At 73.7% G+C, this 24,533-nt stretch carries 22 protein-coding genes and 1 pseudogene; 8 read left to right on the top strand and 15 right to left on the bottom strand.

What is annotated here, in order from left to right; all coding sequences use genetic code 11:
* Positions 1–283 precede the first annotated feature (283 nt).
* The gene (locus tag ACFC02_RS02900; protein WP_376351242.1) at positions 284–2,284 is read left to right on the top strand and encodes an N-acetylmuramoyl-L-alanine amidase; all 2,001 of its coding nucleotides are present in this window, start codon (positions 284–286) and stop codon (positions 2,282–2,284) included.
* Positions 2,285–2,372: 88 nt separating this feature from the next.
* Here ACFC02_RS02900 and ACFC02_RS02905 read toward each other — a convergent pair whose 3' ends face one another.
* From ACFC02_RS02905 to ACFC02_RS02930, 6 genes are all read right to left on the bottom strand, one after another.
* Positions 2,373–2,870, bottom strand: a complete 498-nt coding sequence (locus ACFC02_RS02905) for a hypothetical protein (RefSeq protein WP_360977851.1) — start codon at positions 2,868–2,870, stop codon at positions 2,373–2,375.
* Between the two features lie 64 nt (positions 2,871–2,934).
* Positions 2,935–3,549 (bottom strand): CGNR zinc finger domain-containing protein, encoded by a 615-nt coding sequence (locus ACFC02_RS02910; protein ID WP_376351245.1) that lies wholly within the window; start codon positions 3,547–3,549, stop codon positions 2,935–2,937.
* Positions 3,550–4,044: 495 nt separating this feature from the next.
* Positions 4,045–4,980 (bottom strand): universal stress protein, encoded by a 936-nt coding sequence (locus ACFC02_RS02915; protein WP_376351247.1) that lies wholly within the window; start codon positions 4,978–4,980, stop codon positions 4,045–4,047.
* 210 nt (positions 4,981–5,190) lie between these two features.
* The gene (locus tag ACFC02_RS02920; protein WP_360977860.1) at positions 5,191–5,433 is read right to left on the bottom strand and encodes a DUF397 domain-containing protein; all 243 of its coding nucleotides are present in this window, start codon (positions 5,431–5,433) and stop codon (positions 5,191–5,193) included.
* 119 nt (positions 5,434–5,552) lie between these two features.
* Positions 5,553–6,266, bottom strand: coding sequence for an alpha/beta fold hydrolase (locus ACFC02_RS02925; protein WP_376351250.1), 714 nt, complete (start codon positions 6,264–6,266; stop codon positions 5,553–5,555).
* Between the two features lie 37 nt (positions 6,267–6,303).
* Positions 6,304–6,840 (bottom strand): alpha/beta fold hydrolase, encoded by a 537-nt coding sequence (locus ACFC02_RS02930; protein ID WP_376351253.1) that lies wholly within the window; start codon positions 6,838–6,840, stop codon positions 6,304–6,306.
* Positions 6,841–6,902: 62 nt separating this feature from the next.
* Between ACFC02_RS02930 and paaK the strand changes: the two genes are divergently transcribed.
* The gene (paaK, locus tag ACFC02_RS02935; RefSeq protein ID WP_376351255.1) at positions 6,903–8,195 is read left to right on the top strand and encodes a phenylacetate--CoA ligase PaaK; all 1,293 of its coding nucleotides are present in this window, start codon (positions 6,903–6,905) and stop codon (positions 8,193–8,195) included.
* On the opposite strand, the gene ACFC02_RS02940 is transcribed toward paaK, so the two are convergent.
* Both ACFC02_RS02940 and ACFC02_RS02945 read right to left on the bottom strand, forming a co-directional pair.
* Entirely contained in the window at positions 8,167–8,802 is a 636-nt protein-coding gene (locus ACFC02_RS02940) for a GNAT family N-acetyltransferase (protein WP_376351258.1), read from the bottom strand. The two genes, paaK and ACFC02_RS02940, sit on opposite strands and share 29 nt — an antisense overlap.
* A 15-nt stretch (positions 8,803–8,817) precedes the next feature.
* Entirely contained in the window at positions 8,818–10,326 is a 1,509-nt protein-coding gene (locus ACFC02_RS02945; RefSeq protein WP_376351260.1) for an acyl-CoA synthetase, read from the bottom strand.
* 261 nt (positions 10,327–10,587) lie between these two features.
* Between ACFC02_RS02945 and ACFC02_RS02950 the strand changes: the two genes are divergently transcribed.
* A complete protein-coding gene (locus ACFC02_RS02950; protein ID WP_376351262.1) occupies positions 10,588–12,396 on the top strand; it encodes a serine hydrolase in 1,809 nt (602 codons plus the stop codon).
* 136 nt (positions 12,397–12,532) lie between these two features.
* Here the strand turns inward: ACFC02_RS02950 and ACFC02_RS02955 are convergent, their stop codons facing one another.
* The 4 genes from ACFC02_RS02955 to ACFC02_RS02970 all read right to left on the bottom strand — a co-directional run bounded on the left by ACFC02_RS02955 (position 12,533) and on the right by ACFC02_RS02970 (position 15,921).
* Positions 12,533–12,724, bottom strand: a complete 192-nt coding sequence (locus ACFC02_RS02955) for a DUF2795 domain-containing protein (protein WP_360973864.1) — start codon at positions 12,722–12,724, stop codon at positions 12,533–12,535.
* A gap of 84 nt (positions 12,725–12,808) precedes the next feature.
* Entirely contained in the window at positions 12,809–14,374 is a 1,566-nt protein-coding gene (locus ACFC02_RS02960; RefSeq protein WP_376351266.1) for a phytoene desaturase family protein, read from the bottom strand.
* Between the two features lie 151 nt (positions 14,375–14,525).
* Complete coding sequence (locus ACFC02_RS02965; RefSeq protein ID WP_376351504.1) at positions 14,526–15,335, bottom strand: oxygenase MpaB family protein; 810 nt, start codon at positions 15,333–15,335, stop codon at positions 14,526–14,528.
* A 193-nt stretch (positions 15,336–15,528) separates the two neighbouring features.
* Positions 15,529–15,921 (bottom strand): ferredoxin, encoded by a 393-nt coding sequence (locus ACFC02_RS02970; protein ID WP_376351268.1) that lies wholly within the window; start codon positions 15,919–15,921, stop codon positions 15,529–15,531.
* Positions 15,922–16,086: 165 nt separating this feature from the next.
* Between ACFC02_RS02970 and ACFC02_RS02975 the strand changes: the two are divergent.
* From ACFC02_RS02975 to ACFC02_RS02990, 4 genes and pseudogenes are all read left to right on the top strand, one after another.
* Positions 16,087–16,490: pseudogene (locus ACFC02_RS02975) on the top strand (ChaB family protein).
* Between the two features lie 129 nt (positions 16,491–16,619).
* The gene (locus ACFC02_RS02980) at positions 16,620–16,988 is read left to right on the top strand and encodes a DUF6479 family protein (protein ID WP_376351271.1); all 369 of its coding nucleotides are present in this window, start codon (positions 16,620–16,622) and stop codon (positions 16,986–16,988) included.
* A 121-nt stretch (positions 16,989–17,109) separates the two neighbouring features.
* Positions 17,110–17,559 (top strand): hypothetical protein, encoded by a 450-nt coding sequence (locus ACFC02_RS02985; protein ID WP_376351274.1) that lies wholly within the window; start codon positions 17,110–17,112, stop codon positions 17,557–17,559.
* Positions 17,513–19,132 carry a cytochrome bc complex cytochrome b subunit gene (locus tag ACFC02_RS02990; RefSeq protein ID WP_376351277.1) on the top strand — a complete coding sequence of 540 codons (1,620 nt, stop codon included), beginning with the start codon at positions 17,513–17,515 and terminating at the stop codon, positions 19,130–19,132. The genes ACFC02_RS02985 and ACFC02_RS02990 overlap by 47 nt, the downstream gene beginning before the upstream one ends.
* Here the strand turns inward: ACFC02_RS02990 and ACFC02_RS02995 are convergent.
* Both ACFC02_RS02995 and ctaD read right to left on the bottom strand, forming a co-directional pair.
* Positions 19,090–19,566, bottom strand: coding sequence for a cytochrome c oxidase subunit 4 (locus ACFC02_RS02995; protein WP_376351280.1), 477 nt, complete (start codon positions 19,564–19,566; stop codon positions 19,090–19,092). The two genes, ACFC02_RS02990 and ACFC02_RS02995, sit on opposite strands and share 43 nt — an antisense overlap.
* Entirely contained in the window at positions 19,563–21,284 is a 1,722-nt protein-coding gene (gene ctaD / locus ACFC02_RS03000; RefSeq protein WP_376351282.1) for a cytochrome c oxidase subunit I, read from the bottom strand. Before ctaD ends, ACFC02_RS02995 begins: the two co-directional genes overlap by 4 nt.
* 178 nt (positions 21,285–21,462) lie before the next feature.
* Here ctaD and ACFC02_RS03005 point away from each other — a divergent pair, with 178 nt between their 5' ends.
* Positions 21,463–21,954, top strand: coding sequence for a DUF1360 domain-containing protein (locus ACFC02_RS03005; RefSeq protein WP_376351285.1), 492 nt, complete (start codon positions 21,463–21,465; stop codon positions 21,952–21,954).
* A 79-nt stretch (positions 21,955–22,033) separates the two neighbouring features.
* Here ACFC02_RS03005 and yicI read toward each other — a convergent pair whose 3' ends face one another.
* Complete coding sequence (gene yicI, locus ACFC02_RS03010; protein WP_376351288.1) at positions 22,034–24,304, bottom strand: alpha-xylosidase; 2,271 nt, start codon at positions 24,302–24,304, stop codon at positions 22,034–22,036.
* Between the last annotated feature and the right edge of the window lie 229 nt (positions 24,305–24,533).

Genomic DNA, 24,533 nt, shown 5'->3' on the forward strand with positions numbered 1-24,533 from the left:
CCGCGGTACACCGCCTCGGCGGGCGTACCGCGGGACCTTCGCCGTCGCGCTGCGGTCCTCCGCCGCATCCCGCTTCGGGAGCAACGGCGGGGAGAGCCACAGGTGTACGCCACTGACGCCCCGCAGGCCCGCGCGGCGCCGTCGCGAAACTCGCCGAAACCCCAGCTGACATGGGAAATCTCCGCACTGCGCGCATGATTGACGGATCGTCGGACAGCCGGTACCACTGACCCCACGCCGGCCCCGCACGCCCCGTCACGCCGAAGCGCCCCAGGAGGCAGCTTTGCGAGGATCCGTCACCGACTCCAGAGCCACCCCGGACCGCACCGCCGTGCGGGGCCGGGCCAGAGCGCGCACGGCCGCGGGCGCCGTCGCCTGCGGTGCGCTGCTGCTTCCGCTGCTGGGCGCCGCCCCGTCGGCCGGCGCCACGGACGACTCCGGCCGGCTGCAACAGGCGTTCGCCTCCGCCGCGGCCCGGTACCACGTGCCGCTCAGTGTCCTGCTGGGCGTCTCGTACCTGCAGTCCCGCTGGGACGGACACGAGGGCGCCGTGAGCGTGAGCGGCGGCTACGGTCCCATGCACCTCACGGACGCGCACACCGCGCTGGCCCGCGCCGAGCACCACGGCCAGGGGACCGAGGACCCGCGCGGTGACAGCGCGCGCCCCGCGCTGCATCCCGCCGCGCCCGCGCGGGTGCCGTCGGACACGGAGCTGCCGGACCGGCTGAAGACCCTGCCCCGGGCGGCCGGGCTGACCGGGATCCCCGCCGAGCGGCTGCGCGGCGACGCGGCGGCGAACGTCGCGGGCGGCGCGGCCCTGCTGGCCGCCGCCCAGCGACGGCTGGGCGAGCCGCTCAGCACGGACCCCGCCCACTGGTACGGGGCGGTGGCCCGGTTCTCCGGCGCGGACGACAGCGCGACGGCGGCGGCGTACGCCGACGACGTGTACGACGTGATCCGCTCCGGCGAGCGGCGCACCACCGACGCCGGGCAACGCGTCGTACTGGCCGCCACGCCGCGGCTCACCCCCGACAGGGCACAACTCGGGCGGACGGGCCTCGAGCACGTCTCGTCGGCCGGTACGGAGTGCCCGGCCTCGGTGTCCTGCGAATGGGTGCCGGCGCCGTACCAGCAGTTCGGCACCGACGACTACGGCAACCACGACCTGGGCGACCGGCCGGCCTCCGAGCGCGTCCGGTACATCGTCATCCACGACACCGAGGGCCGCTGGGACGGCGTCCTCAACCTGGTCCAGGACCCGACCTACGTGTCGTGGAACTACACGCTGCGCTCCACCGACGGGCTCATCGCCCAGCACGTGAAGGGCAAGGACGTCGCCTGGCACGCAGGGAACTGGTACGTCAACGCGACGTCGGTGGGTCTGGAGCACGAGGGTTTCCTCGCCGAGCCGGACGCCTGGTACACGGAGGCGATGTACCGCTCGTCGGCGCGGCTGGTGAAGTACCTGGCAGGCAAGTACGGCATCCCGCTGGACCGGCAGCACATCCTGGGGCACGACACCGTGCCGGGTCCGACCGGCGGGTCCGTGCCGGGCATGCACACAGACCCCGGACCGTACTGGGACTGGCGGCACTACTTCGAGCTGCTGGGCCGTCCCTTCGGGCCGACCGCGGGCAGGAACGGCGGGCTGGTGACGATCCGTCCCGACTACGCGCAGAACCGGCCCCGGTACACGGGCTGCACCACCGGCGACCAGCCGTGCGCGGCGCACGGCTCCAACGAGGTGCGGCTGTACTCGCAGCCCGACACGTCCTCGCCGCTGATCAAGGACATCGGTCTCAGGCCGGGCGGCGGCGACTCCACGATCGACGTGAACGACGTCGCCTCGCGGGCGGAGACGGGACAGCAGTACGCGGTCGCCGACCGCCGGGGTGACTGGACGGCGATCTGGTACCTGGGCCAGAAGGCCTGGTTCCTGAACCCGGCGAAGCAGGCCACCGCGGTGAACGCGGCCGGCTGGGTGGTGACCCCGAAGGCCGGGGCGGACAGCGTGCCGGTGTACGGGCGGGCGTACCCCGAGAAGGAGGCCTATCCGGCCGGGGTGCCGGTGCAGTCGGTGACGCCGCTGCCGTACAAGCTGCTCGCGGGCCAGAGGTACGTGATCGGTGACGCCGTGCCGGGCGAGTACCTGTACTCGGTCACCTTCACCACCGACTCGCACCGGGTGGTGGTCGGCAAGGACGTGTACTACGAGATCCAGTTCGGCCACCGGGTGGCGTTCGTGCGGGCCGCGGACGTCAGCGTGCGGCCCTCGCACCTGTAGCGCCCCGAACGGGCCGGCGCCCGGTGGGGCCGGCCCGTTTCGGGTGCCGGCGCTTTCCCGGGTGCCGGCCCTTGCGGGTGCGGTCGGCTCAGCCCTGCTGGAACAGCTCGGCGGGAAGCGGCTTGAGGAGCGCGTACAGGTCGTCGGTGATCGGGCGGTCCCAGGCGGCGATGGTGACCAGGACGCCGTCGCTGCGGTCGAACTGCACGCAGGAGATCCGGCCCTCGGAGAGCTTGAGCCGGCGCACGATCAGGAGGTTGTCGCCCTGGAGCACCGGCATGTCCTCGGTGCCGACGACGGTGACCTCCTCGTCGTTCTCCAGGGCCAGCAGCAGTTGGGCCACCTCGAAGGGGACCTCGCCGTCGCCGACCTCGCGGGCCGGGGACCCCTCGGGGAGGTTGCCGATGATCATGGCGGTACCGCGGCCGCCGAAGAGGTCGTAGCGCAGGAACACGCCCTGGCAGGTGCCGTCGGGCGCGGGCAGCAGCCCGGCGCCCAGATTGCCGGGCCAGTCGCCCGGGTCCATGGCCAGGACGTCGAAGTCGGGCCCGGCGGGCGTGGCGCTGCGGCGACGGAGGAACGACATGCCGCCATGGTACGTGCCCCGGCCTGCCTCGCGACGTGCGGGCGGCCTCCGGACGGGGCGGGAATCATCCTGAGCCGGCCGGTCCGGCGGCCCGGTGCCGCTCGTGGTGGCGGGCGACGCGGGCCCGGTTTCCGCAGGAGGGTCCGCACCACTCCTGGCGCGGGTGGTCCTTGAGGAAGTACCGCACGCAGCGCGGTGCGTGGCAGGCGCGCAGCCGTCGGCGGTCGGGGCCCGCCAGGAAGGCGACGGCGGCCTGCGCGAGCGCCGCGGTGAGGTCGCCGGCGCCGTGGACGGGCCGCCGGTGGAGCACCGGGTCGCCGGCCGGGTCCCAGCACAGGACGGGCACGGTGGCCGTGCGGGCGGCCGCGGTGTTGAGCCGCTCGACTGCCTGGGGCACGGGCATCAGCCGGCCGGCGTCGGCGGGACTGGGCGCGCCGGGCCGGACGGCGTGGGCGAAGAGGGCGCGCACGGCGGCGCGCAGCTCGCGGACCTCGGCCAGCGCGGCCGTGTCCGCACTGTAGTGACCGGCGTCCGGCACAGTGCCCGGGCGGGCCCGCACCCAAACGGTGAGTCCGTCCGGGTCGGCCAGGTCGTCGGCGACACCGCCGGCGCCGTCGTGGCGAACGGTCAGCGCGAGGTCGAGGGCGAGACGGGCGTCCGTGCCGGGCGAGTCCTGCATGCGCCTAATGGTAGACACGCCGCTGCCCGTTACCTGCGCAACCCGGGCGCGAGGGTCCGCCCGTACGTCGGAGGAAGGCGGTCGCGGACGGCGCCGTCCCCGAGGCGAAGCCGGGCCACCACGGCCACGCACCCCGGCACGGCTGCCCACCCTGCGCCGCAGCAGGGAAGCGACCGAGCAGGGAAGCGACCGAGGGGACGGCGCCACACCCGAGGTGAAAACGGAGCGACCACCGCCACGAGCCCGGGCACGGCAGCCACCCTGCGCGCCGAAACAGGGAAGCGGCCCAGAGGACGGCGCCCCACCCGGGGGCGAAGACGGAGCACCACCGCCACGCACCCCGGCACGGCTGCCACCCTGCGCCGCAGCAGGAAAGCGACCGAGCAGGGAAGCGACCCAGGGGACGGCGCCATACCCCAGGTGAAGACGGCGGCGCCGGCCCCGGCGCGGCTGTCCACCCTGGGCCGAAGGAGGGAAGCTGCCGGGAGGGCGGCGTCACTCCTGGGGCAAAGACGGCGGCACCACCGCCACGGGGCTCGCCGCGTGCAGGAGCACGGCCTGGGTGACCGAGCCCATCATCCGGGCCGGGGCCAGCAGGCGACGGCGGTGGCGGCCGACCACCACCAGGTCGGCGTCCCGGGAGGCGGCGACCAGCCGGCCCGCCGCGTCACCGGGCAGGATCTCCGGGTCGGCCGGCACGTCGGGGTGCCGGGCCCGGTGCGGGGCGAGGAAGCCCTCGGCCAGGGAGCGGATCTCGCCCTCCACCTCGGACCGGTCGATCGGGGGCGTCGGCAGCTCCCCGGCCGGCGCCCAGGCGCGGGTCGGCCACGGGTAGGCGGCGACCGCCTGGACCCGGGCGCCGCGCCGGGCGGCCTCGGCGAAGGCGAAGGCGAGCACGGCGTCGTCGGGGCTGTCGACGTGCAGGCCGACGACCACGCGTGGGCCGGGCCCGGCCGGGGCGTCGCCGTGAACCTCGCGTCCGGGCCGGGGAACCACGACGACCGGGCACTGCGCGTCGCGGGCGGCGGCCAGGCCGTTGGAGCCCAGCAGCAGGCTCGCGAACCCGCCCCGGCCTCGCGAGCCGAGCACCAACAGCTGTGCGGTGGCGCCGAGTTCGGGCAGCAGCGCGCCGGGCAACCCGTCCAGGCCCACATACTCCACTCCGGCACCGTCACCGCCGCGATCCGGGCCCTCGGCGTCGGTCCGCTCCCGGTCCTCCACATGGGCGCGGGCCGCGTCCAGCACGGTGTCGTCCGCTCCCGCGGGCGGGCCGGCGACCAGGACGTCGGGCTGGGGCCAGGCGGCGTACTGCCGCACGTGCACCACCCGCAGCGGCGCCCCGCGCAGGCGGGCCGCTTCCAGGGCCCAGTCGAGGGCCCGCAGGCTGTCGTCGGAGCCGTCGACCGCTGCGACGACCGGTGGAGCGCTCATGGGTACCTCACCTCCACAGGGCGGCCTTCCCCCTGCCGGGCCGGCCCGGATCGGGCAGCGGCGCGGCGGGGCTCTGAAGGCCGCGTGTCCGCAAAAGCGGCGGCCACACCCGTGGACCGGCCTCCGGTACCGGACACCGGTGCCCGTCCCGGCGCACCCGGCACCCGACGCCCGGCATCCACCCCCTGTGCCCCGGCGGGGGAACCCCGCTCAGGTCAGGTCGAACTCCCCTTCCCGTGCCCCTGAGACGAAGGCGCCCCACTCCGCGGGCGTGAAGATGAGGGAAGGGCTCTCCGGGCGACCGCTGTTGCGCATCGCGATGAACCCCTCGACAAATGCGATCTGGACATCCCCCAGGCCACGGCTGCTGGACTGCCACTCGGCGTTGCTGAGGTCCAGCTCCGGCTTGTGCCATCCCGCGAGCGGGTGCTGCTGGACAGTGCTCTCGGCCACGTCCGTGCTCCTCCCGATTTCCGTCGTCCGCGAGCCAGCCTAGCGAGCGGTCGGCAGCGCCGACAGGGCATCCGGGAGGACCTTTGCGGATCTTTGCGGACGCTTGCGCGAGACCGGGATCAGTGCGCCAGGAAGGGTTCCACCACGCCCAGGAACTCCTCGGGCCGCGCCTCGTGCACCAGGTGCCCCGCGTCGACCGTGACGACCCGGGCGTCCGGGATCAGTCCGGCCAGGAAGGTGATCTCCCGCTGCGGGACGAAACTCCTCGCTCCGCCCGCCACCAGCAGGGTGGGTGCGGTGATCCGGTGCATGTGCTCGCCCCACGCGGGGTCCGGCGCGTTGCGCTGCGCGTCGGTGGCCCGGATCATGGCCCAGTCGTAGGGCAGGTCGCCGGCCGGCCGTTCGGCGGGCGGCCGGGGCGGGTCCAGCGGGACCGGCGCCGGTACGTCTTCCAGGACGAGCCGCCGTACGAGGCCGGGCGCCCGCTGGGCGAGCAGGTAGGCGACGGCACCGCCGAGCGAGTGGCCCACGACGTCGGCGCGGTCGACACCGAGCGCCCCGAGGAAGCCGAGGACGTCGTCGCGCAGGGCCTCGTGGGCGTAGGCGCCGGGCCGGTCGCCGAGGCGGCTGCTGCCGCCGTGTCCGCGCAGGTCGGGGGCGTACACCCGGCGCGGGTACGGTCCGTCCGCCAGCCGTCGCGCGATCGGGGCCCAGTCGGCGCCGTCGGCGCCCCGGCAGTGCAGCAGGACGACGGGGGGTGCGTCCTGCGCGCCCCAGGCGCGGTAGGCGAGGGTGATGCCGTTGACGTCGACGGTTCGTGGTCCGGTGTCCATGCGGGCACGGTAGTGACGGCCCGGGCGGCGCCCCGGGTCATTCTGCCGACGGCAGAGCGGCCCGCGGCCCGGTGAGGAAGGCGGCGACGCGTCGCACGAACCACTCCGGGTCGTCCAGCCACGGATAGTGTCCGGCGCCCGGCTGCGCCGCGAACTCTGCGTGCGCGAAGGCCGCGGCGGCGCGCCGGGCGAGTTCCGGGCGGGGGCCGCCGTCGGCCTCCCCGGCGAGGACGAGGACGGGCGCGGCCAGTTCGCCGAGCGCGGCACGGGTCGCGGCGGGGTCGAACCGCGCCTCGGCGAAGTAGCGGTCGGCGGCCTCCTCGTTGGTCTGGTCCTCGTCGGCCTCGGCGTGCGCGCGGGCGGTGTCGTCCCAGCGGCCGTAGAAGAAGGGGGCGAGCGCCGCGGAGTACTCGCTCCGTCCGGCCAGCCAGGACTCCAGCCGCGGGTAGGCCGTGGCGAACCACGAAGTTCGGCATGCGCCCGATCTTGTCCGGAGGGTCCGTGCGGCGGCAAGGAATTTCGGCGCCGGGCCCTTGCCTGCGGCGCGGCGGCCTGGATTACTGATCTCCAGCATCTCGACCGAATGATCGGTCGACGGATCGACCGTATTGTCGTGGTAGGTGAGGGAGAGTCCCGATGACGGAAGCGACAGGGCTGCTGGACTCGGGGGAACGGCTCGGCCTCGACGAGCTGCGGGCGCTGCAGTTGGAGCGGCTGCGCGCCTCGCTGCGGCACGCGTACGAGAACGTCCCCTTCCACCGGCAGTCCTTCGACGCCGCCGGGGTCCACCCCGACGACTGCCGTTCGCTCGCCGACCTGGCCCGTTTCCCCTTCACCACCAAGGCGGACCTGCGCGACCACTACCCGTACGGGATGTTCGCCGTGCCCCGTGAGCGCATCCGCCGCCTGCACGCCTCCAGCGGCACCACCGGGCTCCCCACCATCGTCGGCTACACGGACGGCGACCTGTCGATGTGGGCGGACATGGTGGCCCGCTCGCTGCGCGCGGCGGGCGCCCGGCCGGGCGACGTCGTGCACGTGGCCTACGGGTACGGGCTGTTCACCGGGGGTCTGGGCGCCCACTACGGCGCGGAACGGCTCGGCTGCACGGTCGTGCCCGCCTCGGGCGGCATGACCGCCCGCCAGGTGCGGCTGATCCAGGACCTGGAGCCCCGGGTCATCATGATCACGCCGTCGTACATGCTCACGCTGCTCGACGAGTTCGAGCGGCAGGGCGTCGACCCGCGGTCCACCTCGCTGCGCGTGGGCGTCTTCGGGGCGGAGCCGTGGACCGAGGAGATGCGGCGGGAGATCGAGGAGCGGTGCGGGATCGACGCGGTCGACATCTACGGGCTGTCGGAGGTGATCGGGCCGGGGGTGGCGCAGGAGTGCGTGGAGACCAAGGACGGCCCGCACATCTGGGAGGACCACTTCTTCCCCGAGATCGTGGACCCGGTCACCGGGGAGGTGCTGCCCGAGGGCGCCGAGGGGGAACTGGTGTTCACCTCGCTCACCAAGGAGGCGATGCCGGTGGTCCGCTACCGCACCCGGGACCTGACCCGGCTGCTGCCGGGGACCGCGCGGGCGTTCCGGCGGATGGAGAAGATCACCGGCCGCTGCGACGACATGGTGATCCTGCGCGGGGTGAACCTCTTCCCGACCCAGATCGAGGAGATCGTGCTGCGCACGCCGGGGGTCGCGCCGCACTTCCAGCTCCGGCTCACCCGTGCGGACCGCCTGGACGCCCTCACCGTCCGCGCCGAGGCCCGCCCCGGCGCCGGGCCCGAGGTGCGTCAGGCCGCGGCCCGGTCCATCGCGGCTGCGGTGAAGGACGGCGTCGGCGTGTCGGTCGCGGTGGAGATCGTCGAACCGGAGTCGCTGGAGCGGTCCGTCGGCAAGCTCAAGCGGATCGTGGACGTGCGCCCGTGATCCGGGTCCGGGTGTGGACGTGCCCGTCGAGCGGGTGGGCGGGCGGCGCGGCGGGCAGGCTCCCGGTCAGCTCGTAGGCGCACTTGAGCGCGACGCGGCAGGACGCCGTGTTGTCCGCCCGGTGCACGAGTTCCAGGCGGGTCAGGCCCTGGGCGGCGAACGTCGCGAAGGCCCAGGCGGTCAGCGCGGCCAGCGCGCGGGGTGCCACGCCCCGGCCGCGCGCGTGGGCCGCGGTCCAGTAGCCGACCTCGGCGGACGGGGAGCCGGGGGCGACGTTCTTCAGGACGACGTGCCCGGCCAGGTGCTCCCCCACCCCCGCGGGACCGGCCGGTTGATCCGCTTGATCCGCCGTACCGGCGTGCGCGCGTTCCACGACGGCGAAGGCGAACCGGTCACCGGCCTCGCGCCCCCGTCGCTGCTGTGCGATCCAGTCGAGAGCGCCCGCCTCGTCGGGGATGGAGTGGCTCAGGAAGCGGCGCAGGGCCTCGTCCCGGTACAGCTCGGCGAGCGGGGCGGCGTCCGCCTCCTCCCACGGTCGCAGCAGCAGCGCCGGGGCCGTGGCGGTGGCCGGCACCGCCGGCCGGTCGGTGATCACGTGGGTCGGCATGGCTCTCATCGTGCCCTAGGCGCGTGCGGTGTCGCCGAGCCGGTCCCGCAGTTGGCGTTTGAGGATCTTGCCGCTGGCGTTGCGCGGGAGTTCGTCGACGAGGATCACCCGCTTGGGTGCCTTGAAGTGCGCCAGCCGTTCGCGGACGTGGGCGATCAGCTCGGCCTCGGTGACCTCGCCGCGCGGGACGACGACGGCCGTGACGGCCTCGATCCACCGTTCGTCGGGCAGGCCGACCACCGCGGCCTCGGCGACGCCGGGGTGGGTGTACAGCGCGTCCTCGACCTGGCGCGAGGCGACCAGCACTCCCCCGGAGTTGATGACGTCCTTGACCCGGTCGACGACCGTGTAGTACCCGTCGGCGTCGCGCACCGCGAGGTCGCCGGAGTGGAACCAGCCGTCGCGGAAGGCCTCGGCGCTCTCCGCGGGCTTGTCCCAGTAGCCCTCGCACAGTTGCGGGGAACGGTAGAGGATCTCACCGGGCGTCCCGTCGGGGACGTCCACGCCGTGCTCGTCGGCGAGGCGGGCGTCCACGAAGAGCACCGGCCGGCCACAGGAGTCCATCCGCCCCGCGTGCTCGCCGGGGCCCAGCACCATGGCCAGCGGACCGATCTCGCTCTGTCCGAAGCAGTTGTAGAAGGCGAGGTGGGGCAGGCGCGCGCGCAGCCGTTCGAGGACGGGCACGGGCATGATCGAGGCGCCGTAGTAGGCCTTGCGCAGGCCGTCGAGGTCGCGGCCCGCGAAGTCGGGGCGGTTGGCCAGGGCGATCCAGACGGTGGGCGGCGCGAACAGGCTGTCGGCACGTCCGGCCTCGACGAGGTCGAGGACGCGGTCGCCGTCGGGCGCGTCGAGGAGGGTGTTCGTCGCACCGACGGCGAGGTAGGGCAGCAGGAAGACGTGCATCTGCGCCGAGTGGTAGAGCGGCAGTGCGTGCACCGGCCGGTCGTCCGGGCCGAGGTCGAGGGCGGTGATCGCGCTCGAATAGGCGTGGACCAGCGCCCGGTGGGTCATCATCGCGCCCTTGGGCAGGGCGGTGGTGCCCGAGGTGTACAGCAGTTGCACCAGGTCCTCGTCGCGCGGCCCGGGACCGTCGTGGGGCGGTGCGCCGGGGAGCGCGGCGAGCAGCGAGTCCTCGGCGTCGCGCAGGGCCAGGGACCTGACGCCGCCCGGGAGTCGGTCCGCGAGGCCGGGGTCGGTCAGGACCAGGGCGCTGCCGGACTGGCCGAGGACGTAGGCGAGGTCGTCGCCGGTGAGGTTCTGGTTGACGGGCACGTGGACGAGGCCCGCGCGGGCGCACGCGAGGAAGGCGATCAGGTACGCGTCGGAGTTGTGGCCGTAGGCACCGACGCGGTCGCCGGGGGCGAGGCCCCGCGCGAGCAGGACGCTCGCGGCGCGGGAGACGGCGTCGTCGAGTCCGGCGTACGTCCAGGAGCGGTCGCGGTACTCGACGGCGACCCGGGCGGGGGTGCGCCGGGCGCTGCGCCGCAGGACTCCGTCCACCGTGCTCGCGTGTCCAGGCGTCATGGCAGACGATCCTGGGTCCGCCGCCCAACGAGGTCAAGCATCTTGCGGGCACCGCCCCGGGCGCCGGGCCGCCGCGACCGGCCCGCCCCGGTCCCCCACCGGTCCGTACACGCGATCGCGCCGGGGGGCCGGCGTCGAGGGCATGTGCGTCACCCGCTTCGCGCACACCCCGTTGACAAGGGCCCGCCCTGACACGAAAGTTTCACCCCGCACGGCAAGTCCCGAAAGATACTTTCAGGCGGCGCGGCGGGAGGCCTCACGATGACTGACGGCACGGCGGAGACGGCAGAGCGGGACGGGCGCGGGATCACCCGCCGCCAACTGGGCCGCGTCTCCCTGCTCATGGGCGGCGCGCTGGGCATCTCCGCCCTCCCCGAGGTGCCGGCCACGGCGGCCGAGCGACCGGTGCGGCACCCCGCCGCCCCGACGACGCTGCGCCACGGCTCCCCGCACCGCGCCGGCCTGCTCCAGGAGCCCCTGCGCCGGCTGGTCACCGACGCCGAGGCCTTCCTCCGGCCTTCCCCCAAGCACCCTTGGTACGCGGGCGCCGTCCTGCTCGCCGGCCGCGGGGCCACCGTCGCCCTGCACGAGCCGATCGGCATGGCGGTGCGCTACGCGGACTACGACGAGAAGACCGACACGGGCGTGGAGTTCCCGCCGGACCGGCAGCTCCCGATGACCCGGGACACCGTCTTCGACCTGGCCTCCCTCTCCAAACTGTTCACCTCGATCCTGGCCGTGCAGCGGATCGAGCGCGGCACGCTGGAGCTGGAGGGGAAGGTCGGCTCGTACCTGCCGGACTTCGGGCGGGCGGGCAAGCAGGACGTAACGATCCGTCAACTCCTGACGCACACCTCCGGGTTCCGGCCCGACCTGCCGCTGTACGACGCACCGACGTACGAGCAGAAGCTGGAGATGATCTGGAACGAGGCGCCGCTGAACCCGCCCGGCACCGTGTACCTGTACTCCGACCTGAACATGATCTCCCTCCAGCTGGTCCTGGAGAAGATCACGGGCAGCACGCTCGACGTGCTGCTCGCCGAGGAGATCACCGGCCCGCTCGGGCTGCGCAGCACCCGCTACAACCCGCCCGCCTCCTGGAAGCCGCGGATCGCCGCCACCGAGGTCGCCCGCAGGCCCTGGTCGGCCCTGGACCGGGGGCTGGTGTGGGGCGAGGTGCACGACGAGAACGCGTTCAGCCTGGGCGGGGTGGCCGGGCACGCGGGCGTGTTCTCCAGCGCCTGGGACCTGGCGGTGCTCGGCCGGACCCTGCTCGACGGCGGCTCCTACGGCCGAGCGCGCATCCTGCGGCCGGAGTCGGTGCAGTTGATGTTCACCGACTTCAACACGGCCTTCCCCGGCGACGAGCACGGCCTCGGCTTCGAGCTGTACCAGCACTGGTACATGGGCGCGATGGCCACCCCGAGCACCGCCGGCCACACCGGTTTCACCGGGACCTCACTGGTCCTGGACCCGACGACCGACTCGTTCCTCGTGGTCCTCGGCAACTCCGTGCACCCGGTGCGCACCTGGCGCTCCGGCTCGGCCCCCCGCGTCGCCGCGGGCGACAACCTGGCGCGGGCCGTCGCGGTCCGCCCCGACCGGGGCCGCACGGCCTGGTTCTCGGGCATGGCGAGCGCCACCACCGCGACCCTCGCGCTGCCCGCGCTCGACACCCTCGCCGGCGGCGCGCGGCTTCGGTGCTCCCTGTGGTGGGACACCGAACCGCAGTCGGACGTCCTCGCCCTGGAGTCCTCCGCGGACGGGGGCGCCACCTGGCAGCCGGTGCCGTTCACGGCCACACGCCACGGCGAGCAGCCCCGGCCGCACCCGGCGGGCACCGCCACCGGCTTCTCCGGGCGCGCCTGGCACCGGGTGACGGCCGGACTCCCGGCGGCCCGGCAACTGGTGCTGCGCTGGCGGTACACGACGGACCGCCTCTACGTGGGACGCGGCGCCTACATCGACGCCCAGCGCGTCGAGACGCACCGGGGTGTCCTGTTCGACGGGGCCCGCCCGGCGGACGCGTCCCGCGTGACGGCCCGGGGGTGGACGGCCTCCGCGGACTGAGCGGGCCGACGGCCACCGCGCATGCCGTGGGCCCGCCTCCCGAGGGGACGGCAGGCCCACGGCCGGTCCACGGGCGCACGCGGTTCACGAGCGGGCCCGGTTCACGGCGTGCCCGTTCACGGGCGTACGGGCGGCGTCACTCGTTGAAGACGGCCTTCTGCACCTCGTTGGGGCCGTCGAAGTGGTCCTGCCTGAGGCCGTCGAGCCGGCTGACGACCTTCTCGTTCGCCTTGTTCTTGCGGGCGCGGTCCACCAGGTGCTGCTTGTCCGTGGGATACTCCGCGCCGCTGAGGGCTTTCTGCAGGTCGATCGGGCTGAGGTCGGCCATGGGAGCCTCCGGTGGGGGGTCGGTGCTGTGCTTCCTCGGTCCTGTCGGAGTGCCCCCGCACGACCGCGGCATTCAGCCGTCCTGTCACCTCCTGCCCTCCAGCACCGCCATGGCCGCATTGTGTCCCGGCACGCCGCTGACCCCGCCGCCGCGCACCGCGCCCGCGCCGCACAGCAGCACGTTGGCGTGAGCGGTCTCCACGCCCCAGCGGCCGGTGCCCTCCTGGGCGTAGGGCCAGCTCAGCGCCCGGTGGAAGATGTTGCCGCCGGGCAGGGCGAGGTCCCGTTCCAGGTCCAGCGGGGTCTTCGCCTCGATGCACGGCCGGCCCTCGGCGTCCGTGGCCAGGCAGTCGGCCAGCGGTTCGGCGAGGTGGGCGTCGAGCTGCGCCAGCGTCGACTTCAGCAGCTCCTCACGTACGGCGTCGTTGTCCTGCGCGAACAGCCGGGCCGGGGTGTGCAGACCGAACAGCGTGAGCGTCTGGCAGCCCCGTTCGACCAGCTCGGGGCCGAGGATCGTGGGGTCGGTCAGGGAGTGGCAGTAGATCTCTGAGGGCGGCGCGGCGGGCAGGTGGCCGGCGGCGGCCTGGGCGTGGGCGTCGGCCAGTTCCCGGTAGCCCTCCGCGACGTGGAAGGTACCGGCGAACGCCTCGCGCGGGTCGACGGAGGTGTCACGGAGCCGGGGCAGCCGCCTGAGCAGCATGTTCACCTTCAGCTGGGCACCTTCAGCGGGCTCCGGCGGCTCCTGGCCGGTCAGTGCGGCCAGCGCCTGCGGGGAGGCGTTCACCAGGACGTGCCGGGCGCCGACGGTGCCTTCGCCGTCCGCCGTCCGGTAGGTGACCTCGGCGCTGCGCCCGTCGGAGGCGACGCGGACGGCCTCGTGCCCGGTGGCGAGTCGCGCGCCCGCCGCGCGGGCCGCCTCCGCCAGCGCGTCGGTCAGGGCGCCCATACCGCCGACCGGGACGTCCCAGGCCCCGGTGCCCCCGCCGATCACGTGGTAGAGGAAGCAGCGGTTCTGCGGCAGGGCCGGGTCGTGGGCGTCGGCGAAGGTGCCGATGAGGGCGTCGGTGAGGACCACTCCGCGGACCAGGTCGTCGGCGAAGCGCTCCTCGACCGCGACGCCGACGGGCTCCTCGAACAGCATCCGCCAGGCGTCCTCGTCGTCGACGCGGCGGCGCAGTTCCGCACGGCCGGGCAGCGGTTCGGTCAGGGTGGGGAAGATCCGCCGGGCCGCGCGGCCGGTCATGGCGTAGAAGCGCTGCCAGGCCTGCCACTCGCGGTCGGACCCGGTGAGGCGGGCGAAGGCCTCCCGGGTGCGCTCCTCACCGCCGCCCACGAGCAGCCCGGTGGGCCGGCCGGCGCGGACGGCCGGGGTGTAGGAGGAGACGGTGCGGGTGCGCACCCGGAAGTCGAGCCCGAGGTCCCGGACGATCTTCTGGGGCAGCAGGCTGACCAGGTAGGAGTAGCGGGACAGCCGGGCGTCCACCCCGGCGAACGGACGCGTGGAGACGGCCGCCCCGCCGGTGTGGCCCAGCCGTTCCAGCACCAGCACCGAACGGCCGGCGCGGGCCAGGTAGGCCGCGGCGACCAGCCCGTTGTGCCCGCCGCCGACGATCACCACGTCGTAGCCGCCCCGTGCCTCGTGTGCGCTCATGGCTCTTGGTAGCACGCGGGGACCGGAGGCGGCCAGGGTCGCGTGGCCGGCGGCCGGTGAAGCCGTGGCCGCTTCGCGCGGTGCGCGCGAAGCCGGTGTCGCCGCCGATCAACGCGTCCGGGCTGATCGCCTCGTGCATCCGCCAGGGCGGCTACCGGGCGCTCCGGTACGGCGCGGGACGCGCCGCCGGGCCGAGCCTCGCGACGGCGCGCAGGATGTGCTTGGGCGGGAGCTGCCAGCGCACCTGTGCGGGCACGCAGCGCAGGAGCGTGCCGGTGGCCCGCAGCCGGCGGGTGACGGCAGCGGGGACGGGGGCGGGCCGGCCGTACAGTTCGTGCGCGTACGCCGGCAGGGAGGCGTAGGCCAGGTGCGCCACGTGCCGCCACAGCACCTCGCGCGCCGGGACGAGCAGGGCGTGCGCCGGCGGGCGGCGCAGGAAGTCGTCCACGGCGCGTGCGTCGGTGCCCGCCGCGAGTTCGGGGCGTACGGAGCCGAAGTAGGCGGCCAGTTCCGTCCGGCTCGCGGGCACCGTGTGCGGGTCGAGGCCGACCAGGCGGGCGCTCTCCCGGTGCTCGGCTATGTAGCGGTCGGCCCGGGCGGTGGTGAGCGGGAACCCGGACCGCCACAGCACGTGCAGGTAGGAGTCGATCTCCGCGCAGTGCACCCACAGCAGCAGGTCGGGGGCGTCGACGCCGTACCGGTCGCCCGTCCTCGGATCGGTGGCCGACAGCATGCGGTGGATCCTGCGCACCCGGGCCCCGGCCTGCTCGGCGGCGTCCGTCGTCCCGTACGTCGTGGTGCCGACGAAGTCCGCGGTGCGCATCAGCCGGCCCCAGGCGTCGCGGCGGAAGTCGGAGTTCTCCATCACGCCGCGCACCGCGCGGGGGTGCAGCGCCTGGAGGTACAGCGCCCGGATGCCGGCGACCCACATCATCGGGTCGCTGTGCAGCTGCCAGGTCACCGAGTCCGGCCCGAAGAGCCCCGGGTCCGGCCCGAAGAGCCCGGGATCGCCGCCCTCGCGATCGCCGCCCGTCCCCGCCGGCTCACCCGTGCGTATGCTCTCCACCTCAGGCAGGCTAACGCGCCCCCGGCGGCGCGTCGACGGCCCGCCCGGGGCGAGTACGGCCGGGGCGGGTGGGCCCGGCCGGTCCGGTTCAGTCCAGGACCGCGGTGAACTCCCCGCAGGCCTTGGCACACGTCCGGCAGGCGTCGGCGGCCTGCTCCGCACCCGGGTGCCGGTCGAAGACGTGCGCCGTCTCCAGGCAGACGGTCACACACCAGGCCAACTGCGTGCGGATGCCCGCCTCGTCCTGGCTGTTCTGCTCCGACAGCACTCTGCAGGTGGCGTCGCAGACCTCCGCGCACATGATGCCCCTGCGTCGCAGCAGGTCCTGCTCCTCACCTCCGCCCACATCCACCAGGCTCGCGCGCAGCGCACAGGCCCGCGCGCACTCGGTACACGCCTGCGCACACGCGAAGCGGTCCTCCAGGAACTGGACGAGTTCCTGTTGCGAAGGCGTCGACGATGTCGTATGCGTCGTGGTCACGTCTCGCGAGTAGCCGGTGCCGCACCCGCCAAACCCGGTGCTCCCCCGGTCCTGAGCGGTTTTCCGTCACGCTTTCCGCCTCGGCGCCCCGCCTCGTTTCCCGCCGGCCCGCCGGGGCACTCGGGCGGCGGCCGCAGAGCGACCGACCCACGGAGGTGGATACCCGTGCCCGGACGACAGGAGCTGCCGTCGACGCTGGAGCGCTCCTCCGGGGACGCCCAGCGCACCTGGATCAAGGCCCACGACTCCGCCGTCGAGACGTACGGCGAGGGTGAACGGGCGCACCGGGTGGCGTACGGAGCGCTGAAGCACATGTACGAGAAGGTCGGCGACCACTGGGAGCGCAAGGAGGGCGGCCGCAAGGGCCCCTCCGACCCGCGGTCGGCCCGGCCCCGCGGTCAGGGCGGGCGCAGCGGCGAGGGCGTCGACGGAGTGCGTCCAAGGGACACCTGTACGACCTGGCCAAGCGCCTCGGGGTCGAGGGGCGCTCGCGGATGTCGAAGGACGAGCTGCTGGACGCGGTCCGCAAGGCGAACCGCTCCCGTACCCGCGAGGCCCGCTCCGACTGATCGCAGTCCCCCGGCTGCGGGCGTCCCGCTCCGATCCGCCCACGCCGATCCGCCCACGGTGGGCGCATCGGGCGGACCGACGGCGCAGCCCCCCGGGTTCGCCCCGGTGACCAGGGGTACCCGCGCTCCATGAGCAACGCATCGCTGGACATCGCCGCGGCCCACGGGGCCGCGATCGGCATCTGGCCGTTCGTCGCCGGACTCGTTCTGGTGGCGCTGCTGATCGGCGCGTTCTGGATGGGCGCGCGCATCCGCCGACGGGAGCCCGCGCCGCCGCGCCCCCAGGAGCAGCCGAAGCTGCCGGAGAGCGGCCCGGTCGGCGAGGTGCTGGAGAACCGGGAGCCGGACGAGGTGCCCCGGGACGGCGGGCGCCTGACGCCGCACCAGCTGCCCGGGCACGGCAACGCCCGGTCCCGGACCAGCCCGACGCAGACGCGCCCGCGGTGGAACGAGGGCGGCAGCGGCTCGTTCGGCAGCGGAGGCCCCGGCGGTCACTGATCCGCGACCGCCCCGCCGACCGCTGCGGGCGAGCGCCGTGCGCGCCGCCCGGGGGCGCGGGGTCCCGCGCCACGCGGCCCCCGCGCCCACGGGCGCCCGTCGTCCCGGGGAAGTGAGTTCCATGGCCGAGGAACCCGGCCGCAGCACCCTGCCCCTGCCCGACCACGACCGGCTGCCCCTCGGTTCCCTGGAGCGCCGCGTGCGCTGCCTGACCGCCGAGGAGGTCGGGGAACTGATCGCCCACGAACGCACCCACGCCGACCGCGTGCCGGTCACGGAGGTGCTCACCGGGCGTCTGCGGCAACTCCAGTCGGGTGCCCGGCCCGCCCCGGGGGGCCCACGGTCGCGCGCCCCGGGCAGCATGCGGCGCGCGCGGGCCCCCGGTGACCCCGGCGACCTCCCCGCAGCCGGCCGGCCCGCCGCCGCACGGCACGCCGGACCAGCGGGGCGAGCCGCAGGGCGACCGCACGTAGAGGAAGCGTCACACCTGGTTTCCGCCGACGGCGCACGGGCACCCGTGCGCCGTGCTGATGCGCAGGAGGAGGGCCCGGGCCGCGGCCGGGCTCCGTGACGCGGCCGAGCGGACCACCGACCGCCTCGACGGGCGGGCACCCCTCCACGAAGCGGGGACCCTTCTGCGAAAGGCCTTCCCCGAGCACTGGTCATTCCTGCTGGGCGAGATCGCGCTCTACAGCTTCGCGGTGCTGCTGGTGACCGGCGTCTGGCTGACCCTGTTCTTCCATCCGGACATGACCGAGGTCGTCTACCACGGCACATACGCGCCGCTGGACGGGATCCGCATGTCGGCCGCCTACCGCTCGACGCTGCACATCAGCTTCGACGTGCGCGGCGGCCTGCTGATCCGGCAGTTGCACCACTGGGCGGCGCTGGTCTTCGTCGCGGCGATCGGCGTGCACATGCTGCGCGTGTTCTTCACCGGCGCGTTCCGCCGCCCCCGTGAGCTCAACTGGGTGATCGGCGTGACCCTCTTCCTGCTGTCGCTCGCCGAGGGCTTCGCGGGCTACTCGCTCCCGGACGACCTGCTGTCGGGGACGGGCCTGAGGATCGCGCAGGGCGTCATGCTGTCGGTCCCGGTCGTGGGCACGTACGTCGGCTTCTTCGTCTTCGGCGGCCAGTTCCCCGGGCACGAGCTGATCTCCCGGCTGTACTCGCTGCACGTCCTGCTGATTCCCGGGCTGCTGCTCGCCCTCGTCACCGCCCATCTGGTCCTGGTGTTCCACCTGAAGCACACCCAGTGGGCCGGCCGGGGCCGCGACAACGGCAACGTGGTGGGCAAGCCGCTGTTCCCGCAGTTCATGGCCGGCTCGGCCGGGCTCTTCTTCACGGTGGCCGGCACCCTGACCCTGCTCGCCGGGGTGGCACAGATCAACCCCGTCTGGATGTACGGCCCTTACCGTCCCGACATGGTGTCGAGCGGGTCGCAGCCCGACTGGTACGTCGGGTTCCTGGAGGGCTCGCTGCGGCTGGTACCGCCGTGGGAGACCACCATCGCCGGACACACCGTCATGTGGAACGTCCTCCTGCCCGCCGTCGTGCTGCCGCTCGTCCTGTTCGCGGCTGTGTACGCGTATCCGTTCTTCGAGGCGTGGATCACCGGTGACCGGCGAGAGCACCACCTGGCCGACCGGCCCCGCGACCGGCCCGTGCGGACCGGGCTCGGCGTCGCCGGCCTGTGCTTGTACGGCGTGCTGCTCGCGGCGGGCGGCAACGACGTCGTCGCCCACACCTTCAGGATCTCCCTCAACACGCTGACCTGGGTCTTCCGCGTCGCTCTCGTGCTGCTGCCGCCGCTGGCCCTCATGGTCACCAAACGGGTCTGCCTGGCCCTGCGGGAGGCCGAACTGGAGCGGCTGGCCGAGGGCGAGGAGACCGGCGAGGTACGGCAGACGGTCAGCGGCGGCTACACCGAGCGGCACGCGCCCCTGGACAAGGAGACCGGCTACGCGATCAGGGCGGCCCGGCGGGTGCCCAGGCCGCTCGTCTCACCGGAGGCCGACGGCGGGGACGTACCGCAGGTGCAGCGGCTGCGGGCCGCTCTCAGCGCCTGGTACCACGGCGACGACGCGGCGGGGCCGGACGCTCAGGAGGGCGAGCCGGGACCGGAACGCGGGCCGGAGCGCTGACCGGCGGCCCGGACGACGACGTCCGGCCCGGTCGGCGCGCTGTTCGGGTCGTCCCGGCCGGCGTGCTGGAAGACCAGGCCGAGGATCCCGCAGCCGAGCACACCGAAGCCCATCAGAGCCAGCCAGAGCCCGAAGACGACACCCAGGGCCGCCAGTACGGCGCCGAGGGCGGCCACGAGGGGCCAGGGGCTGTGCGGGGAGAAGAAGTCCAGCGGCCCCGCCGTGTCGACGACCTCGGCGTCGGAGCGGTCCTGGGCGCGCGGGCCGCGCCTGCGGTGCTGCACCCGCAGGAAGACGGCGACGAGCGCGGCCGTCAGGCCGGTGACGGCCAGGGCGGCGGTGCCGGCGGGCTCCGCCGCCCACCAGCCGTAGCCGGCGGCGGACAGGGCGAAGAACACCGCCACGCCGGTGAAGAGCCGGGCCTCGGTTTTCACAGGTGCAGCCTCTCGTCGGCCGGTCCGTCAGCCGGCCTGCTGCCGCGCGTGTTCCGCTCGGCCACGTCCGGGTGGTGCAGGTCGAACGCCGGGGACTCGGAGCGGATGCGGGGCAGCGCGGTGAAGTTGTGGCGCGGGGGCGGGCAGGAGGTCGCCCACTCCAGCGAACGGCCGTAGCCCCAGGGGTCGTCGGCCTCCGCCCTGCGCCCGTCCCTGGCCGACTTCCAGACGTTGTAGAGGAACGGCAGCGTGGACAGGCCCAGCAGGAAGGCGCCGATGGAGCTGACGGTGTTGAGCAGGGTGAACCCGTCGGCGGCCAGGTAGTCGGCGTAGCGGCGGGGCATGCCCGCCTCGCCGAGCCAGTGCTGGACGAGGAACGTGGTCTGGAAGCCGACGAAGAGTGTCCAGAAGTGGATCTTCCCGAGCCGTTCGTCGAGGAACCGGCCGGTGAACTTCGGCCACCAGAAGTAGAACCCGGCGAACATCGCGAACACGACGGTGCCGAAGAGCACGTAGTGCAGGTGGGCCACGATGAAGTAGCTGTCGGTGAGGTGCAGGTCGAGCGGCGGGGAGGCGATCAGCACGCCGCTCATCCCGCCGAGCAGGAACGTCACCATGAAGCCGAGCGACCACAGCATGGGCGTCTCGAAGGACAGCGACCCCTTGTGCATGGTGCCGATCCAGTTGAAGAACTTCACGCCGGTGGGCACCGCGATGAGGAACGACATCAGGGAGAAGAAGGGCAGCAACACCGCGCCCGTGGCGAACATGTGATGGGCCCACACCACCGCGGAGAGCATGGTGATGGCGATGGTGGCACCGACCAGGGTGAGGTAACCGAAGATCGGCTTGCGGCTGAAGACCGGGATGATCTCCGAGACGATACCGAAGAACGGCAGGGCGACGATGTACACCTCGGGGTGCCCGAAGAACCAGAAGAGGTGCTGCCACAGCAGCGCCCCGCCGGCGCCCGCCTCGAAGATCCGCGCACCGAACTTGCGGTCCGCCTCCAGCGCGAGCAGGGTGGCGGTCAGGACGGGGAAGGCGGGCAGCACGAGGATCGAGGTGAACAGCGCGTTCCAGGTGAAGATCGGCATGCGGAACATGGTCATGCCGGGGGCGCGCAGACACAGGATCGTGGTGATGAAGTTGACCGCGCCGAGCGTCGTGGACAGGCCGGTGACCACCAGTCCCATGACCCACAGGTCACCGCCCGCGCCGGGGCTGCGGATCGCGCTGTTGAGCGGCGCGTACGCGAACCAGCCGAAGCCGGCCGCTCCCCCGGGCACCAGGAATCCGGACACCACCGTCAGCCCGCCGAACAGGTACAGCCAGTACGACAGCGCGTTGAGCCGGGGGAACGCGACGTCGGGCGCGCCGATCTGCAACGGCATGACCGCGTTGGTGAACCCGGCGAACATCGGGGTCGCGAACAGCAGCATCATCACCGTGCCGTGGATGGTGAACAGCTGGTTGTACTGGGCCGCGTTCACCAACTGCAGACCTGGGCGCGCGAGTTCGGCCCGCATCAGCAGGGCGAGCACCCCGCCGAAGAGGAAGAACGAGAACGCCGTCGCCATGTAGAGGTTGCCGATCACCTTGTGATCGGTCGTGGTGGCCCAGCGCAGCAGGGCGCGTCCCAGTGCCGGGTTCGTCGCTCCCGCAGTCCCCCCGGTTCCCCCGTGCGGCCGTCCTGTCGTGCTCCTGCCCACCGCCATGCGCCGTGGGTACCCCGAGGAGCCGGATCCACGCCGACCTCGCCGAAGCTCCCCCGCGGCCTGCCGAAGAGGGCCCTCGTACGGGGCCGGTGGACCGGCCGGGCCCGCGCACGTGTGACGCGGTGCCCCGCTGGGCACCCGGCCCCGCGCATCGGCACGACGCGCGAGGAGGTCATGCATGGCGGCCGGAGAAGGGTCCTACGACGACCGGGACGAGGTGCCGCTGGGCGGGTACGCCGCGCTCGCGGGGGCGTTCGCGGCGGGCACGGCGCTGTTCGCCGGGGTGGCCCGCCGGCGCGGCCTGCGGCTGCCCGAGCGCGTTCCGCCGTGGGACGTGGCCCTGCTGGGCGCGGCGACGTTCAAGGCTTCCCGGTTGCTGACGAAGGACAAGGTCACCAGCTTCCTGCGGGCGCCCTTCACCCGGCGCACGGAGGAGATACCGGCCGGTGAGGTCATGGACGAGCCGCGCGGCAGCGGTGTCCGGCGCGCGGTGGGCGACCTGGTGTCGTGCCCGTTCTGCACCTCGGTCTGGGTGGCCGGCGCCCTCACCGGCGGCTACGTCTGCGCGCCACGCGCCACCCGGCTGGTGTGCGCGGGCCTGGGCGCCGTCACGGTGGCGGACTGGTTGCAGTACGCCTGGACGCTCACGGAGCAGGAGGCCGAGGGCTGAGCCGTACCGTGTCCGGGCGGGCGCGGTCGGCGCACCGGCGGTCGCCGACCGAGCACGGGCCCCGCCGGCGGTCGCGCCCTCATTCCAGCGCGACGGTCACCTCTCCCGTGCCCCGCGCGCTCGCCCCGCCCGCCACGCGCACGGTGAACGGCCGGTCGGTGCCCTCGGCGGTGACGCGCAGCAGGCCGCCCTCCCGCCGGACGTGGAACACGGCGGCCGGTGCGCCGGTCAGGTCGGGTACCTGGACCCGGCAGGTGTCGTCGGCCGCGGCCCGCGGGTGGGCGAGCAGGGTCAGGTGGTCCAGCCAGTCGCCGTCGGGCCGCCGGTCGTCGGCGGCCAGCGGCAGGACGGCGCCCTCGCGGACGTAGAGGGGCAGGCTGTCGTAGCCGTGCCGTTCGGTGCGCCATGCGGGACCGGTGACCCGTTCGCCGCTGAGCAGGTGCGTCCAGGTGCCCTCGGGCAGGTAGACCTCCACCTCGCCCACCTCGCTGAAGACGGGGGCGACCAGGAGGTCGGGGCCGAGCATGTACTGGCGGTCCAGCGGGCGGCACGCCGGGTCGTGGGGGAACTCCAGGACCATGGGCCGCATCACCGGGACGCCGGTGCGGTGGGCTTCGGCGGCGGCACCGTACAGGTAGGGCATGAGGCGGTGCTTGAGCAGCGTGAAGCGCCGGGTGACGTCCACGGCCTCCTCGCCGAACTCCCAGGGCACGCGGTAGGACGACGATCCGTGCAGGCGGCTGTGGGAGGAGAGCAGGCCGAAGGCCAGCCAGCGTTTGAAGACCGCCGGGTCGGGCGTGCCCTCGAAGCCCCCGATGTCGTGGCTCCAGAAGCCGAAGCCGCTCAGCGACAGGGACAGGCCGCCCCTGAGCGACTCGGCCATGGCCTCGAAGGAGGACCAGCAGTCACCGCCCCAGTGCACGGGGTACTGCTGGCCGCCCGCGGTCGCGGACCGGGCGAACAGTACGGCCTCGCCCCGGCCGCGCTCCTTCTCCAGCAGTTCGAAGACCGTCCGGTTGTACAGGTGGGTGTAGTAGTTGTGCATGCGCTCCGGGTCGGAGCCGTCGTGCCAGACGACGTCCGTGGGGACGCGCTCGCCGAAGTCCGTCTTGAAGCAGTCCACGCCCTGGTCCAGCAGCGGCTTCAGCTTCGCCTGGAACCAGGCGCGGGCGTCGGGACTGGTGAAGTCGACCAGTCCCATGCCCGCCTGCCACAGGTCCCACTGCCACACGTCGCCGTTCGGCCGCCGCACCAGGTGTCCGAGGCGCGCGGCCTCGTCGAACAGCGGTGACTTCTGCGCGATGTAGGGGTTGATCCAGGCGCTGACCTTCAGGCCCTTGGCCTTCAGGCGGGTGAGCATGCCCTCGGGGTCGGGGAAGACGTCGGGGTCCCACTGGAAGTCGCACCACTGGTACTCGCGCATCCAGAAGCAGTCGAAGTGGAAGACGGAGAGCGGGATGCCGCGCTCGGTCATGCCGTCGACGAACGACATCACCGTGGCCTCGTCGTAGTCCGTCGTGAAGGACGTGGTCAGCCACAGGCCGAAGGACCAGGCGGGCGGCAGGGCCGGGCGGCCGGTGAGGGCGGTGTAGCGGGTGAGGACGTCCTTCGGAGTGGGGCCCGCGACGACGTAGTACTCCAGCGTCTGGTCCTCGACGCTGAACTGCACCTGCCCGACGGACTCGGAGCCGACCTCGAAGGAGACCGCGCCGGGGTGGTTGACGAAGACGCCGTAGCCGCGCGAGGACAGGTAGAAGGGGATGTTCTTGTACGCCTGCTCGCTGCTGGTGCCGCCGTCGGCCTGCCAGACGTCGACGACCTGGCCGTTCTTGACGAACGAGGTGAAGCGCTCGCCGAGGCCGTAGACCTGCTCGCCCACGCCGAGGGCGAGCTGGCCGATGACGTGGTGCGCGCCGTCCCCGGTGGTGGCGAAGGCGGTGCCCTTGCGGCCGGCCCGGGTCAGCTCCCGTCCGTCGGCGCCGTGGAAGCTCAGGGTGTGCGGGGCGGCGTGGTCCAGGCGCACGGTCAGCGGGCCGCTGACCAGCTCGGTGACGGTGCCGTGCCGGTGGACCGCGCCCGCGCCGCCGGGCTCGGCCGCGAGGGCGAACTCCGGGCCGGGGTGCCGCTTGCCCGCGTGGTGGGTGATCCGGACACCGATGACGCCCTCGGCGGGCGAGAAGCAGTCGACGGTGAGGAGCGGGGCGTTGAGGGTGTCCCCTCTGCGGGTCACCCGTTGCACGGCGGCATAGGTGGTGAAGCGCTTCGATTCGGCGCGGACGTCGCGTACCTCGGTGGCGTACGCGATCTGGACGCCGTCGCGGATGCGCCAGAACCCGTTGGTGAACTTCATGGTCTTCCTCGGGGGGACGGGGCTGTTCGGCGGGGGGACTGCGGAGGCTGTCGCCCGGGATTTGATCGTACACAGAACAAATCCCAGCTGCGATCACTTCGCCGCAACTCCAAGCCACTGACCAGGCATGATCTCCGCTCAGGCACGGAGTGCCACTTCATACCGTGGGCGAACGAACACGGTTGCGGGTCTAGCGCGGAGCTGGCGATTGCCGTATTAGTCATCTCAG

Origin of the sequence: Streptomyces sp. NPDC056160, from assembly GCF_042268205.1 — a bacterium.
In the GTDB taxonomy this organism is placed as follows: domain Bacteria; phylum Actinomycetota; class Actinomycetes; order Streptomycetales; family Streptomycetaceae; genus Streptomyces.